At 74.1% G+C, this 13,904-nt stretch carries 15 protein-coding genes; 9 read left to right on the forward strand and 6 right to left on the reverse strand.

The window, feature by feature from the left end:
* The first annotated feature begins 54 nt into the window (after positions 1–54).
* Genes OG899_RS01400 through OG899_RS01430 form a run of 7 tightly spaced genes read left to right on the forward strand, consistent with a single transcriptional unit; the run spans position 55 to position 7,773 of the window.
* On the forward strand, positions 55–558 hold the full coding sequence (locus OG899_RS01400; protein ID WP_125498318.1) for a (2Fe-2S)-binding protein: 504 nt from the start codon (positions 55–57) through the stop codon (positions 556–558).
* Entirely contained in the window at positions 555–2,930 is a 2,376-nt protein-coding gene (locus OG899_RS01405) for a xanthine dehydrogenase family protein molybdopterin-binding subunit (RefSeq protein ID WP_406310865.1), read from the forward strand. Before OG899_RS01400 ends, OG899_RS01405 begins: the two co-directional genes overlap by 4 nt.
* On the forward strand, positions 2,927–3,781 hold the full coding sequence (locus OG899_RS01410) for a xanthine dehydrogenase family protein subunit M (RefSeq protein ID WP_168130982.1): 855 nt from the start codon (positions 2,927–2,929) through the stop codon (positions 3,779–3,781). Before OG899_RS01405 ends, OG899_RS01410 begins: the two co-directional genes overlap by 4 nt.
* Before the next feature lie 33 nt (positions 3,782–3,814).
* Positions 3,815–4,672, forward strand: a complete 858-nt coding sequence (locus OG899_RS01415) for a MoxR family ATPase (RefSeq protein WP_125498342.1) — start codon at positions 3,815–3,817, stop codon at positions 4,670–4,672.
* Entirely contained in the window at positions 4,669–5,877 is a 1,209-nt protein-coding gene (locus OG899_RS01420) for a vWA domain-containing protein (RefSeq protein WP_406310866.1), read from the forward strand. Before OG899_RS01415 ends, OG899_RS01420 begins: the two co-directional genes overlap by 4 nt.
* Positions 5,870–6,976 carry an XdhC family protein gene (locus tag OG899_RS01425; protein WP_125498322.1) on the forward strand — a complete coding sequence of 369 codons (1,107 nt, stop codon included), beginning with the start codon at positions 5,870–5,872 and terminating at the stop codon, positions 6,974–6,976. Before OG899_RS01420 ends, OG899_RS01425 begins: the two co-directional genes overlap by 8 nt.
* 44 nt (positions 6,977–7,020) lie before the next feature.
* Positions 7,021–7,773, forward strand: a complete 753-nt coding sequence (locus OG899_RS01430; RefSeq protein WP_125498323.1) for an SRPBCC family protein — start codon at positions 7,021–7,023, stop codon at positions 7,771–7,773.
* 345 nt (positions 7,774–8,118) lie between these two features.
* Here OG899_RS01430 and OG899_RS01435 read toward each other — a convergent pair whose 3' ends face one another.
* The 4 genes from OG899_RS01435 to sigJ form a co-directional block, all read right to left on the reverse strand.
* Positions 8,119–8,628: a metallophosphoesterase gene (locus tag OG899_RS01435; protein WP_125498343.1), complete on the reverse strand. Its 510-nt coding sequence runs from the start codon at positions 8,626–8,628 to the stop codon at positions 8,119–8,121.
* Positions 8,629–8,775: 147 nt separating this feature from the next.
* Positions 8,776–9,243: a cupin domain-containing protein gene (locus OG899_RS01440; protein WP_229813762.1), complete on the reverse strand. Its 468-nt coding sequence runs from the start codon at positions 9,241–9,243 to the stop codon at positions 8,776–8,778.
* Entirely contained in the window at positions 9,240–10,172 is a 933-nt protein-coding gene (locus OG899_RS01445; protein WP_185867861.1) for an NADP-dependent oxidoreductase, read from the reverse strand. Before OG899_RS01445 ends, OG899_RS01440 begins: the two co-directional genes overlap by 4 nt.
* A 203-nt stretch (positions 10,173–10,375) precedes the next feature.
* Complete coding sequence (sigJ, locus tag OG899_RS01450; protein WP_406310867.1) at positions 10,376–11,272, reverse strand: RNA polymerase sigma factor SigJ; 897 nt, start codon at positions 11,270–11,272, stop codon at positions 10,376–10,378.
* A gap of 133 nt (positions 11,273–11,405) precedes the next feature.
* On the opposite strand from sigJ, the gene OG899_RS01455 reads away from it, so the two are divergent.
* Both OG899_RS01455 and OG899_RS01460 read left to right on the forward strand, forming a co-directional pair.
* A complete protein-coding gene (locus tag OG899_RS01455; protein ID WP_125498325.1) occupies positions 11,406–11,867 on the forward strand; it encodes a MarR family winged helix-turn-helix transcriptional regulator in 462 nt (153 codons plus the stop codon).
* Positions 11,868–11,923: 56 nt separating this feature from the next.
* The gene (locus OG899_RS01460) at positions 11,924–12,508 is read left to right on the forward strand and encodes a hydrolase (RefSeq protein WP_189427669.1); all 585 of its coding nucleotides are present in this window, start codon (positions 11,924–11,926) and stop codon (positions 12,506–12,508) included.
* Positions 12,509–12,732: 224 nt separating this feature from the next.
* Here OG899_RS01460 and OG899_RS01465 read toward each other — a convergent pair whose 3' ends face one another.
* Positions 12,733–13,098: a DUF6479 family protein gene (locus tag OG899_RS01465; protein WP_125498327.1), complete on the reverse strand. Its 366-nt coding sequence runs from the start codon at positions 13,096–13,098 to the stop codon at positions 12,733–12,735.
* Positions 13,099–13,217: 119 nt separating this feature from the next.
* On the reverse strand, positions 13,218–13,553 hold the full coding sequence (locus OG899_RS01470; protein ID WP_125498328.1) for a hypothetical protein: 336 nt from the start codon (positions 13,551–13,553) through the stop codon (positions 13,218–13,220).
* Between the last annotated feature and the right edge of the window lie 351 nt (positions 13,554–13,904).

A 13,904-nucleotide genomic window follows, 5' to 3' on the forward strand; every position in this document is an offset into this window, starting at 1 on the left:
CCACGCTGGTCGCTGAACTCCCTCACACATGCCGATACGGTCCCTGGAGGGCACATGACCCATATCTCGGTCACGGTGGACGGCACGACGTACGAGGACGACGTGGAACCACGCCTGCTGCTGGTCCACTACCTGCGGGATCGGCTCGGCCTGACCGGCACCCCGGTCGGCTGCGACACCTCCAACTGCGGGGCGTGCACGGTCGAGATGGACGGCGCGAGCGTCAAGAGCTGCACGGTGCTGGCCGTCCAGGCCGACGGGAGCGAGGTGACCACGGTGCAGGGGCTGGCACGCGACGGCGTGTGGACACCGTTGCAGCGGGCCTTCCACGAGCACCACGCGCTGCAGTGCGGCTACTGCACCCCCGGGATGATCATGGCCGCCCGTGACCTGCTGCGGGAGAACCCGCACCCCACCGCCGAGGAGGTGCGCGCCGGACTGGAGGGCAACCTGTGCCGCTGCACGGGCTACCAGAACATCGTCCGGGCCGTCCTCGCCGCCGCGGAGGAGTCCGCGGCCCCGGCTCCGGCCGCACCGGCCCGGGAGGTGACGGCATGACCGACCAGGCCGTCGAGCGCGAGGTCGGCCGGGCCCGGCTGCGCAAGGAGGACGCCCGGCTGGTCACCGGCCAGACGCTGTGGACGGACAACATCACCGTCCCCGGACTGCTGCACCTGGCGTTCCTGCGCAGCCCCATGGCGCACGCCCGCATCGAGCGCATCGACGTCTCCCCCGCCCTGAGGCGGCCCGGCGTGGTCGCCGCGTTCAGCGGCCGCGACCTCGCCGACGGACTCGGCTCGCTGCCGTGCGCCTGGCCGGTCACCGAGGACATGGTGCTGCCCGACCACCCGCCGCTCGCCGTCGACGAGGTGCGGCACGCGGGCGACCCGGTGGCGGTCGTGGTGGCCCGCGACCGCTACGCCGCCGCGGACGCGCTGGAGGCGATCGAGGTCGACTACGAGCCGCTGCCGCCGGTGATGGACCTCGAGGCGGCCCTCGCCGAGGACGCCCCGCTCGTCCACGCCGCCGAGGGCACCAACCGCGCCTATGTGTGGCCGTTCACGGCCGGCGAGGACTACGAGACGGTCCGGCAGCGGGCGGACGTCGTCCTCACCCGCCGCTACGAGCAGCAGCGGCTCATCCCGAACGCGATGGAGCCCCGCGCGGTCGTCGTCACCCCGCTGGCCGCCTCCGGGGAGTACACGGTGTACTCGGCGACGCAGATCCCGCACATCCTGCGGGTGATGCTGTCGACGGTCACCGGTGTGCCCGAGCACAAGCTGCGGGTGGTGGCCCCGGACGTGGGCGGCGGTTTCGGCTCCAAGCTCCAGGTGTACGGCGAGGAGGCCGTCGCCCTGGCCGTGGCGCGGAAGCTGGGCCGCCCGGTGAAGTGGACCGAGTCCCGCTCCGAGGGGTATCTGGCCACCCACCACGGCCGCGGCATGATCCAGGACATCGAGATCGCCGCGACCCGCGAGGGAAGGCTGCTCGGCCTGAAGGTGGACCTGCTCGCCGACATGGGCGCCTATCTGATGCTGGTCACGCCGGGTGTGCCGATCCTGGGGGCGTTCATGTACCCGGCGATCTACAAGATGGACTCCTACGCCTTCACCTGCACCGGCGTGTTCACCACGAAGACCCCCACCGACGCCTACCGCGGCGCCGGGCGCCCGGAGGCCACCTACGCCATCGAGCGGATCATGGACGAGCTGGCCGCGGAACTCGGGCTCGACCCGGTGGAGCTGCGGCGCCGCAACTGGATCCGGCACGAGGAGTTCCCCTACACCTCGATCGCGGGCCTGACCTACGACAGCGGCAACTACGAGGCGGCCACCGACAAGGCGCTCGCCCTGTTCAACTACGACGAGCTGCGCGCCGAGCAACACAAGCGGATCGAGCGCGGCGACCGGGTGCTGCTCGGCATCGGCGTGTCGACGTACACCGAGATGTGCGGACTCGCCCCGAGCCGGGTGCTGCGGGACCTGCGGTACTCGGCCGGCGGCTGGGAGGCGGCGAGCATCCGCATGCTGCCCACCGGGAAGGTCGAGGTGGTCACCGGCACCAGCCCGCACGGGCAGGGGCATGTGACCTGCTGGAGCCAGATCGCCGCGGATGTGCTCGGGGTGCCGTTCGAGGACGTCGAGGTGGTGCACGGCGACACCCAGGCGGCCCCGCAGGGCATGGACACCTACGGTTCGCGGTCGCTGGTCGTCGGCGGCGCGGCGGTGCACCGGGCGGCGCAGAAGGTGGTGGACAAGGCGCGCAAGGTCGCCGCCCATCTGCTGGAGGCGAGCGAGGACGACCTGGAGTTCAAGGGCGGCGTGTTCTCGGTGAAGGGCTCCCCGGAGGCCCGCAAGACCATCCAGGAGGTCGCCTTCGCCACCTTCACCTCGCACGACGTGCCCGACGGCATGGAACCCACCCTGAACGCCGAACACGTGCTGGACCCGGAGAACTTCTCCTACCCGCACGGCACCCATCTGTGCGCGGTGGAGGTGGACACCGAGACCGGTCACACCCGGATCCGTTCCTATGTGTGCGTCGACGACGTGGGCCGGGTGGTCAACCCGATGATCGTGGAGGGGCAGGTGCACGGCGGACTCGCCCAGGGCATCGCGCAGGCCCTGTACGAGGAGGCGGTGTACGACGCCGAGGGCAACCTGGTGTCCGGCACGATGGCGGACTATCTGGTGCCGTCGGCCGCCGACCTGCCCGAGTTCGTCACCGACCGCACGGAGACCCCCGCGACGTCCAACCCGCTGGGCGTCAAGGGCGTCGGGGAGGCCGGCACCATCGCCTCCACCCCGGCGGTCGTCAACGCGATCGTCGACGCGCTGCGCCCGCTCGGGGTGCACGACGTGCGGATGCCGTGCACACCGGAACGGGTCTGGCAGGCGATCCGCGCCGCGCGGAAGGAGGCCGCGGCATGATTCCCCCCGCGTTCGACTACGTACGTCCAGCCGGCCTGGACGAGGCCGTGCGCGCCCTCGCCGACGCCGGGGAGGACGCCAAGGTGCTGGCCGGCGGGCAGAGCCTGCTGCCGCTGCTCAGGCTGCGGCTGGCCTTCCCGGACGTGGTGGTGGACATCGGCCGGATCCCCGGGCTGCGCGGGGTGCGCGAGGAGGACGACTGCCTCGTCATCGGCGCGCTGACCACCCATCACGAGGTGATGCGCGACCCGCTGGTGCGGCGGCACGCCGGTCTGCTGGCGCAGGCCACCGCCACCGTCGCGGACCCCGCCGTCCGGCACCGGGGCACCCTCGGCGGCTCCCTGGTGCACGCCGACCCGGCCGGCGACCTGCCCGCGGTGGCCCTGGCGCTGGACGCTCAGATGGTGGCCGTGGGGCCGGGCGGACGGCGCACCGTCCCGGCCGACGCGTTCTTCGCGGACTATCTGCAGTCCACCCTCGCCCCGGACGAGCTGCTGGTGGAGATCCGGGTGCCGAAACGGGAGGGCTGGGGCTTCCGGTACGAGAAGTTCCACCGGGTCGCCCAGTCCTGGGCGATGGTCGGGGTGGCGGCGCTGGTGCGGCGGGAGAACGGGCAGGTCGCCGAGGCGCGGATCGGGCTGACCAACATGGGCGCGACACCGCTGCGGGCCACGGCCGCGCAGGAGGCGCTCGGCGGCGCCGGGGACGCGGAGGCGGTGGCGCGTGCGGCCCGGCTCGCGGCCGAGGGGACCCGGCCGTCGCAGGACGCCTCCGCCTCGCCCGAGTACCGGGCGCATCTGGCGCGGGTGCTGACCGAGCGGGCGGTGCTCGCCGCCGCCGGAATGGGGTGAGCGCCGATCATCGGTGTGGACAGCCCCGCACAGATGCGGGCCCGCCTGGAGGAGACCGGTTACCTCGTCGACGACGGGCTGGCGGTGGCGTGCTTCCTGGCGCTGAAGCTGCACCGGCCGGTGTTCTGCGAGGGCGACGCGGGCGTGGGCAAGACCGCGCTCGCCTCCGCCCTCGCCGAGGCGCTCGGCGCCCCGCTGATCCGGCTGCAGTGCCACGAGGGCATCGACGCCTCCCAGGCCCTGTACGAGTGGGACTTCCCGCGGCAGCTGCTGCATCTGCGGGCCGCCGAGGCGGCCGGGGTGCGGGACGCCGACCGCCTGGAGCAGGAACTGTACGACCGCAGGTTCCTGCTCGCCCGGCCGCTGCTGCGGGCGCTGCAGACCTGGCCGTCGGTGCTGCTGGTGGACGAGATCGACCGTGCCGACGACGAGTTCGAGGCGTTCCTGCTGGAGGTGCTGTCGGAGTTCCAGGTGACCGTGCCCGAGCTGGGCACGCTGCGGGCCGAGGAGCCGCCGGTGGTGGTGCTCACCTCCAACCGCACCCGGGAGGTGCACGACGCGCTGAAGCGGCGCTGCCTGTACCACTGGTTCGACCATCCGGACTTCGCCCGGGAGCTGGCCATCGTGCGGCGCCGACTGCCCGAGGTGTCGGCACGGCTGGCCGAGCAGGTCACCACGCTGGTGCAGGCGCTGCGCGGCCAGGGCCTGCTCAAGCCGCCGGGCGTGGCCGAGACCCTCGACTGGGCCCGTGCCCTCGACGCGCTGGGCGCGAGCGAGGTGGACGCCGAGCTGGCGGTGGCCACGCTGGGCGCGGTGCTGAAGTACCGGGAGGACACCGACCGGGCACGGGCGCTCGATTTCGCGGCCGTCCTCGCGGGGCGGGCGACATGAGCGGCGCGGCGGCCCCCGGTGGTACGGCGGGCGCGGACGGACAGCTCCGTGCCGATGCGGTGCTGCTCGGGTTCGCGCGGGCGCTGCGCGCGGCCGGGGTGGACGCCGGAGCCGAGCGGACGCAGGCGTTCCTGCGGGCGGTGGACGCGCTGCGGCCCGGCGTGCGCGGCGACGTGTACTGGGCGGGACGGCTGACGCTGTGCGGGGACCGGGACGATCTGGACCGCTACGAGCGGGTGTTCGCCGCGTACTTCGACGCCGCCGCCCCGCCGCGCCGCCCGCCGCGCCGGCCCGCTCCCCCGGCCCGGCTGCGGCCCGTGGTGCGCGAGGTGCCCGCCGGGGCGCGTCCGGGCGAGGCGGACCGTGAGCGGCAGGGGCCGCCCGTCGCCTCGCTCGCCAGCTCCGCGGAGGTGCTGCGGCACCGCGACGTGGCGACGCTGGACGCCGCCGAACGTGCGCGGCTGAACCGGCTGCTGGCGGCGTTCTCCCTGCGCGGCTGCTCACGGCGCAGCGCACGCCGGCGGCCGGCCCGGCGCGGCGCCGTCGATCCGCACCGCACGGTACGGGAGATGCTGCGCCACGGCGGCGAGTCGGCCCTGCTGCGGCGGCACGCCCGGGTGGACCGGCCCCGGCGGGTGGTGCTCCTCGTCGACGTCAGCGGCTCCATGGGGCCGTACGCGGACGCGCTGCTGCGGTTCGCGCACGCGGCGGTCAGGGGGCGGCGCACCGAGGTGTTCACCATCGGCACCCGGCTGACCCGGGTGACCCGGGAGCTGTCCCACCGGGACCCGGACCTGGCGATGGCCGCCGTCGCCGAGGCGGTGCCGGACTGGCGGGGCGGCACCCGGTTGGGCGAGCTGCTGCGCGCGTTCCTCGACCGGTTCGGGCAGCGCGGCATGGCGCGGGGCGCGGTGGTGGTGCTGCTGTCGGACGGCTGGGAGCGGGGCGACCCGGCGCTGCTGGCCGAGCAGATGCGCCGCCTGCACCGGCTGGCGCACCGGGTGGTGTGGGCCAACCCGCGCAAGGCGCGGCCCGGTTACGCGCCGCTGGTCGCGGGCATGGCGGCGGCGCTGCCGAGCGTGGACGCCTTCGTCGAGGGTCACAGTCTGGCGGCGCTGGAGCGTCTGGCGGCGGTGGTGCGGGGCGCGGACGCCGGGCCGCCCCCGGCCCGCACGGCCGACGGGAAAGGAGCGGAGTGTGCGTGACATCCTCCCGGTGCTGGAGCGCTGGTACGCCGCGCGTGTGCCGTTCGGTCTGGCCACCGTCGTCTCGGTGAGCCGCAGCGCCCCGCGCGATCCCGGTGCGGCGATGGCGGTCGGCCCGGACGACGAGGTGGTGGGCAGTGTCTCCGGGGGATGCGTGGAAGGAGCCGTGTTCGAGCTGGCCCGGCAGGTGGTGGCCGACGGCGAGGCACGGGTGGAGACCTTCGGCTACAGCGACGAGGACGCGTTCGCGGTGGGGCTGACCTGCGGCGGCGAGATCTCTGTGCTGGTACGGCCGGTGACACCGGAGTCGGATCCCGCCCTCGGTGCGGTGGCGGCGTCGGTGGCCTCCGGGGAGCCGGTGACCGTGGCCACCGTCGTCGACGGGCCCGCACCGCGCGGGGCGGTGCTGGCGGTGTGGCCGCGGACGGTGGCGGGCAGCCTCGGCACCACCGGGCTGGACGCGGCGGTCACCGCGGACGCCCGCGGCGAGCTGGCGCTCGGCTCGACGGGGCTGCGGCACTACGGGCCGCGCGGTGAGCGCCGCGAGGACTCCGTCACCGTGTTCGTGCAGTCCTTCGCCCCGCCGCCGCGCATGCTGGTCTTCGGCGCGATCGACTACGCCGCCGCGGTGGCGCGGATCGGGTCGTTCCTCGGCTACCGGGTCACGGTGTGCGACGCCCGTGGGGTGTTCGCCACCCCGAAGCGGTTTCCGGACGGGGTGGAGGTGGTGGTCGACTGGCCGCACCGCTATCTGCACGGCACGGACACCGACGAACGCACCGTGATCTGCGTGCTCACCCACGATCCGAAGTTCGACGTACCGCTGCTGCAGGAGGCGCTCGGCCGGCCGGCCGCCTACATCGGGGCGATGGGCAGCCGGCGCACCCACCACGAGAGGCTGGAGCGGCTGCGGGAGGCCGGGGTGCCCGAGGAGGAGCTGGCCCGGCTGCGGTCCCCGATCGGCCTCGATCTGGGGGCCCGGACCCCTCAGGAGGTGGCCGTGTCCATCGCGGCGGAGATCATCGCGCTGCGCTGGGGCGGCACCGGGGCGCCCCTGACCGCGACCACCGGGACCATCCACGCAGGCGGTTCGGCCTGAGCATTCCGCCACCACCGGTTCCGCCCGAGTGCCAGGAGGAAGTCATGGAGCTGCGCCACGAGTTCACCGTTCCCGTCCCGGTCGACGAGGCCTGGCGGGCCCTGCTCGACATCGAGGGCATCGCGCCATGTCTGCCGGGTGCCACCGTGGAGGAGTACGACGGCAAGACCGTGACCGGTTCGGTGAAGGTGAAACTGGGCCCGGTCACCGTCTCCTACAAGGGCACGGCGGTCTTCGAGGAGCTGGACGAGGCGGCGCACCGGCTGGTGCTGACGGCCGGCGGCCGGGAGACCCGCGGTCAGGGCACGGCACGGGCCACGGTCACCGGCACGCTGACGGAGCGCGGGACGGGCACCGCGGTGACGGTCGTGACGGATCTGACCGTCACCGGCCGTCCCGCGCAGTTCGGGCGGGGTGTGCTGGCCGAGGTCGGCGACCGGCTGGTGGGGCAGTTCGCCGACTGCCTGGCCCGGCGGCTGGCCGGTCCGCCCGCGCAGGCCCCGCAGCAGACCGGTGGCGAGGAGACCGGCCCCGAGGAGCCAGGTCGCGAAGAGCCCGGTCACGCGCCGGAGCCCGTGGCCGACCGCCCGGAGAAGCCCGCCGGGCAGCCGGCGTCGGGCGCGGACGCCGCCGCGCGCACCCCGGCGGGCACCGGAGGGACGTACGAGGAGACCGAACCGCTGGATCTTCTCGGTGCCGCCGGCGTCCCGGTGGCCAAACGTGCCGCGGTGGCGGCCGGGGCCGTCGTGGCGGTGGCGCTGCTGGTGGTGTGGGTGCGTCGGCTTCGGCGCAGGTGAGGCGGACCATGGCCCGCACATTCGGCTCATCCGGAATTCGGGCGATTCAGGTGCATAAGGTCGTGCATCAGGGGTAAGCGAGCAGCGACGGACGAGGCGGCACGTACGCCTCAGCCCGCACATGTGCGGCACATTCCTGAGCGGAAGGAGGTCCGTGACAGCGCACAGTCGCAGTCACCGGGCCGATTCCGCTGACGGAGCGGCCCGGTTCTCGCCGAGAAGTCGCACACGAGAAAGGGAAGAGTGACCCCGGGGCGGCCCTGAGAGAGCGGGCCGCCCCCCCCGTATGTGTGCCGCACCGGTTCTCGCGGCGGGCCTCGGCCCGCAGAGGGGTGACGGGGGCCGTCAGCGCGCGGATCGTGGCGGCAGCCGGTGCAGTTCGACCTCGGTGAGACGGCCGTCGGCGACGGTTGCGGTCATGTAGGTGCAGTACGGCTGGCGGCGGCGGTCGGTGGGCGAGCCGGGGTTGAGCAGTCGCAGCCCGCCGGGAGCGACGCTGTCCCACGGGATGTGGCTGTGCCCGAACACCAGGACGTCCAGGTCCGGGAAGCGGGTCCCGCAGCGCGCCTCGCGGCCCCGGGCGGGCCCGGTCTCGTGGACGACCCCGAAGTGCAGCCCGCCGAGTTCCGCGCGGGCGACCTCGGGCAGCCGGGCGCGCAGCTCGGGACCGTCGTTGTTGCCGTGGACGCCGATCAGTCTGCGGCTGCGCTGCTCGAGCAGATCGAGCGTGGCCACGTCCACCCAGTCGCCGGCGTGGACGACGACATCGGCCCGCGGCAGTTCGGCCAGCAGCTGCGCGGGCAGCTGCTGGGCACGCTTGGGCAGATGGGTGTCGGACATCAGCAGCAGCGAGATACCCATGGCTTCACGCTAGGGGTGCGGGCCCGGGACGTCCCGCCGACCGCCCGCGCGCCCGGCACACCCGTCGCCGCACCCGGCCGGCGTCCGCCGGACCGCGCACGGGGATCGTGCCGGACCGCGGCCGCCGGCTGCGAGGCGTCGTCAGGGCTGCGGGTCGTCGGTCTTGAGCGGGGCACCGGTGTCGGAGACGAAGACGACCAGGAGCCTGGCCGGCTCGGTCCGGCTGGTGTTCTCCGTCAGGACGTGGTGGGCGCCCGGTTTCTCGACCCAGTTCTGCCCCTGGTGGTACGTGCGCACGGACTCGCCCTCGAGCCCGCTGCGCACGGTGCCGTGCAGGACGTAGGCGTAGACGAACGCCGTGCCGTGGCGGTGCGGCTTCGCACGCGCCCCGGGCGGGAAGTCGACGACCGCCGAGGTGAACGTCTTGCCCTCCACGTTCGGCAGGGCCTGCTGGAGCAGGGGCTCGAGGGTTTCGCTGGGCTGCTGCGTCGCCTCGGCCGCGGTGAGCGTCTGGGCGTGGGCCGGCTGCTCAGGGGCGGAGCAGCCGGTCGTGGCCGCGCTCAGAGCGGCGACGGCCAGCAGGCCGCCGGCGATCCGCACTCCGATCACGATCGGTCTCCGGTTCGGTCTTCCGCGATGCGGATGATCGTCTTGCCGGGGGTGCGCTCGGTGAAGGCGACGGGCGCCTCGGCGAGCGGCCGGACGGCACCGACGACGGGTGTGAGCCGACCGTCCCTGACCCGCTGGGCGAGGTCGGCGAGCCGGGCGCGGTCGGGTTCCACGACGAAGAAGACGGCCCGGCCGTCCTCGGGCCGGACCCTGGGCGGCTCGGCGATGGTGACGAGGGTGCCGCCGGCCCGTACCAGGGCCGCGGAACGGTCGAGGATCTCCCCGCCGATCACGTCGAACACGAGGTCGACCTCGCCGGTGTCCTGGAGCTTCTCGGTCTCCAGGTCGAGGAAGGTGTGCACACCGAGGGCGAGCGCCCGCTCCCGGTCCTTGGCCCGGCCGGTGCCGATGACGCGGGCGCCGGCCTCACGGGCGAGCTGGACCGCGAGCGAGCCGACGCCGCCGGCGGCACCGTGGATCAGGACGGTCTGGCCGGCGGTGAGACGACCGTGGTCGAACAGCCCCTGCCAGGCGGTCAGCCCGGAGATCGGCAGTGCGGCGGCCACGGTGTGGTCGATGTCCGCCGGGAGCGGCGCGAGGTTGCGGGCCTCCACCGCGACGTATTCGGCGAGTGTGCCGTTGCGGGCCCAGTCGGTCAGGCCGAACACCCGCTGTCCGATGCTCAGGCCGGTGGTCCCGTAGCCCAGCCCGACGACGACACCCGACACTTCGTGGCCGGGCACGCTCGGCGTCCGGTCACGGCCGGCCCGGTCGGTCCAGGTACCGGGCCAGTCCAGCTCGCCCGGGGTGAAGCCCGCGGCGTGCACCCGCACGACGACGTCGTTCTCGGCCGCGTGGGGGTAGGGCAGGTCGGTCAGGGACAGTCCGGCCGTGCCGGCGTCACGGTCGTGCACCGTGATGGCTTGCATGACAGCTCCTCACTGAGCAGGCGGCGGCGACGTACGCTCATCCCGCGCACCGCCGCAGATACAGCGTTGCGTGACCGGGAGCACACAGCAAGTGAGGTATGCCGTCCGGGCATGACCGGTCCCACCTGCCGGCACGCGTTCCCCCGCCGCCCTCCTTCGGGTTCTCACCAGGGAGACGAGGCAGCCCCGGCAGGTGTGACAGCTCAGAGGTGCTGAAGTTTCTCCGGGTTGACGACCCTGCGGTACGCGGTGATCAGACCCTCGGTGATCTGCACCGTGTCGACGGAGTAGACCCGGCCCTCCCGGTGGAAGACGAGGGCGAGTTCGCCGCCGACCTCGGCGAGGTCGATCCGGTCCGGGCGCCACTGGCGTCCCACGCGCACCATGACCTCGGCGACCCGCTCGCCGCCGTGGATGAGCTTGCGGGCCGCGGGGATCCGGCCGCCGCCGTCGGTGACATAGACGACGTCCGGATGCAGCAGCCGGACCAGGCCGGCCAGGTCGCCGGCCTCGTAGGCGGCGCGGAAGGCGGCCAGCACCCGTTCGCGCTCGGCCTTGGGTGCCTGCGGTGCGGACTGCTTCGCCCGGGCCACCCGCCGCCGCGCCCGGGAGGCGAGCTGCCGGGCCGCCGGCGCCGACACGCCCAGCACCTGCGCGATCCGCGCGAACTGCAGGCCGAAGACGTCGTGCAGCACGAAGGCCACCCGCTCCGGCGGGCTCAGCTCCTCCATGATCAGCAGCATGGCCGAGGTGACGGACTCGTCCACGAGCACCGGCTCGGCGGCGTCCGGGCCCGTCAGCAGCGGCTCCGGCAGCCACGGCCCGACGTAGGCCTCCCGGCGGACACGGGCGCTGCGGAGGATGTCGTAGCACCGCCGCGCCGCCACCGTGAGCCAGGCCCGCAGATCATCGATCTGTCGCAGATCCGCGCCGGCCGCGCGCAGCCACACGTCCTGGGTGACGTCCTCGGCGTCCGCCACGCTGCCCAGCAGCCGGTAGGCCGCACCGAAGACCGCCGGGCGGTAGGTCTCCCACCCGGCCCCGAGCCTGTCCTGCTGCCCCGACGGCCCGGGCGGCCCGGACGTGTGACCGTTGTCCATCCCGACGCACACTCCTCCTTCGTGCGGGCCCAGCGTAACCACCTGGACACGTGCATCGGCCACCGGGAAAAGAACAGGCAAACTGTTCAGTCGCACCTGGACAGTCTCTCTTCACATCCCTAGGGTGGCGGGCATGGACCGGAAGCCCGAGGAGGTGTCCGGAGACATCTCCGTCTCCGCCGCGCAGGCCGCCCGCGACCTGCGGGTGACCGTCAGCCGGCTGCGCCGCCGGATCCGTGAGGTCGCCCGCGATGACGACCTCACCCCGCCGCAGGTGTCGGCGCTCACCCTGGTCGGCAAGCACGGAGCGGCCACGGCCAGCGCCCTGGCCTCGGCGGAGGGGGTCCGCCCGCAGTCGATGGCCGCCACGCTCGCGGCCCTGGAACAGCAGGGACTCGTCCGGCGGAGCCCCGACCCGAGCGACGGACGGCGTCAGCTGGTGACGCTCACCGACAGCGGCCGCCGGCGTCTGGAGGGCGACCGGCAGGTCCGTGAGGAGTGGCTGGCCCGCACCCTGCAGGACCGGTACACCGAGGCGGAGCGGCGCACCCTGCTGGAGGCGTTCGCCCTGCTCGAACGGCTCACGCGGCCCTGACACCCGAGGCACCTTCCGCGTCCGCACCCGCACATCTTCGAAAGGCCCGAACGTCCATGGCACTGACCACCCTCGACCCGCGTACCGCTCTCGTCGTGATCGACCTGCAGGCGGGCATCGTCGGCGCCCCCACCGCCCCCTACCCGGGGTCGGACGTGGTCGCCCGCACGGTGGAGCTGGCCGACGCCTTCCGCGCCCGCGACCTGCCCGTGGTGCTGGTCCGGGTGTCCTTCTCCCCCGACTTCTCGGACGTGCCACCGGGCCGCACCGAGGCGGCCACCTCCGGCGGCAGCCGCCCCGAGGGCTGGGACGTCATCGTGCCCGAGCTGGCCGGGCACCCGGAGGACATCGTCGTCACCAAGCACAACTGGGGTGCCTTCCACGGCACCGACCTCGATGTGCAGCTGCGCCGGCGCGGGGTGACGCAGATCGTGCTGACCGGCATCGCCACCAGCATCGGTGTGGAGTCCACCGCCCGGGCGGCGTACGAGCACGGCTACCACGTCACGCTGGCCACCGACGCCATGACCGACCTGGACGGGGACGCGCACGCCAACAGCCTGACGTGGATCTTCCCGCGCCTGGGCGAGACCGGCACCACCCAGGAGATCCTGCAGCTGCTGGCCAAGACCCACGGCTGACCGGCGGACACACGACGAGCCGGGGCCCGGCGCGCTCTGCGCCGGGCCCCGGTCGTTCCGTCGTCCTCGACGGTGCCCGTCCGATCCGACTCCGAGGACGGCCGCCCGGTCACCGCCTTCCGGGCCCGTCCCGTCCGTGCACGCCTTGGCGTGCACGCCCTCCGTGCACGTCGTCCGGGTGTCGTTCGCCCCGGTCCTTGGACATCGAGACGTGCGACGGGCGGTCACCCGCCGCCGGAGCCGCCGCTGCCGAAGGAGCCGCTGGAGCCGGAGTCCCAGCGCGGGCGGCTCTGGTCGTCGCTGCGCCGGGTGCCGGAGGAGAGTTCGTGCGGCGTCAGACGCCGGCCGGTCTCCTCGGCGTCGGGCACCTCGTTCGGTTCGCGCTGCTGCCGGGTCTCACGGACCGGACCGGAGGGGGGCGTCTTCGGCTGCCCGCTGTGCCGCGGGGTGACCGATTCGCGCTGCATCACGGTGATGCCGAAGCGGAAGGCCCAGATCAGCAGACCGACGACGACGAGGCCGCCGATCACGACCAGAGCGATCCCGGCGCCCGATCCGGCGGCGACTGTCTGATATCCGGTGGTGTCCATGCGCGCCGGGTACCCGCCGGGCGGCCACGGATGCCACCCGGTCTCCTCCGGTCTCCGGCCCGCGGGACGGGACGGCCGGCGGGCCGGGCCGGTCCGGTTCCTCGCACCGGCGGTGCCGTTCAGTCTCCTGCCCGGTCCGCGGCAGCACCGCCCTCCGTGCCCGCACCACCGTCCGCACCCTCGCCGGGACCGGCGGACCGGGCGGCCCGTGCCACCTCCTCCTCGACCTCGGTGCGGGGCCGTCGCTCGGCGCTCGCGTACTCGCCGAGCGCCGCCTGGAGATCGCGGGCGAGGTCGCGCCAGGCCCGCCAGGCCGTCTCGTACGTCTCGCTCTGCAGCCCGGTCCACCGCTCCTGCGCGGGCGGACCGTAGGTACGCCGGAGCTGCTCGACCCGGGTGTGCGCCTCGTCCGCCGCTCGTTGCAACGCCACCAGCTCTTCGAAGGTGTGTGACACAGCCAAGGACCCTAAGCACCGCGGCACGCACGGCCTCCGCGACCTGCCGTGACCGCCGCCCGGCACACACCCGTGTGGGGCAGTGCGACGGGGGCCGTGTGCAGGCGGGCCCGCCACCTCCGGCCGCGGCGACGGGCCCGGCCCAACCGACAGCGACCGCCGTGGCCAGCACCCCGCGCCCCTGGGTGGGCACGAGACACCGTTCCTGTGCCCGTCGTGTGCAGATCGCGCACACCCGGCACGGATGCCGTGCCGCGCCGCACGGGCCGGCACGCCCCGCACGAGCCGGGCACCGAGAGCCCCGCCCCGGAACACCACCGAACGGACACGGACGGTGATCGTCCAGATACC

The organism is Streptomyces thermoviolaceus (assembly GCF_045209695.1).
Lineage (GTDB): Bacteria > Actinomycetota > Actinomycetes > Streptomycetales > Streptomycetaceae > Streptomyces > Streptomyces thermoviolaceus.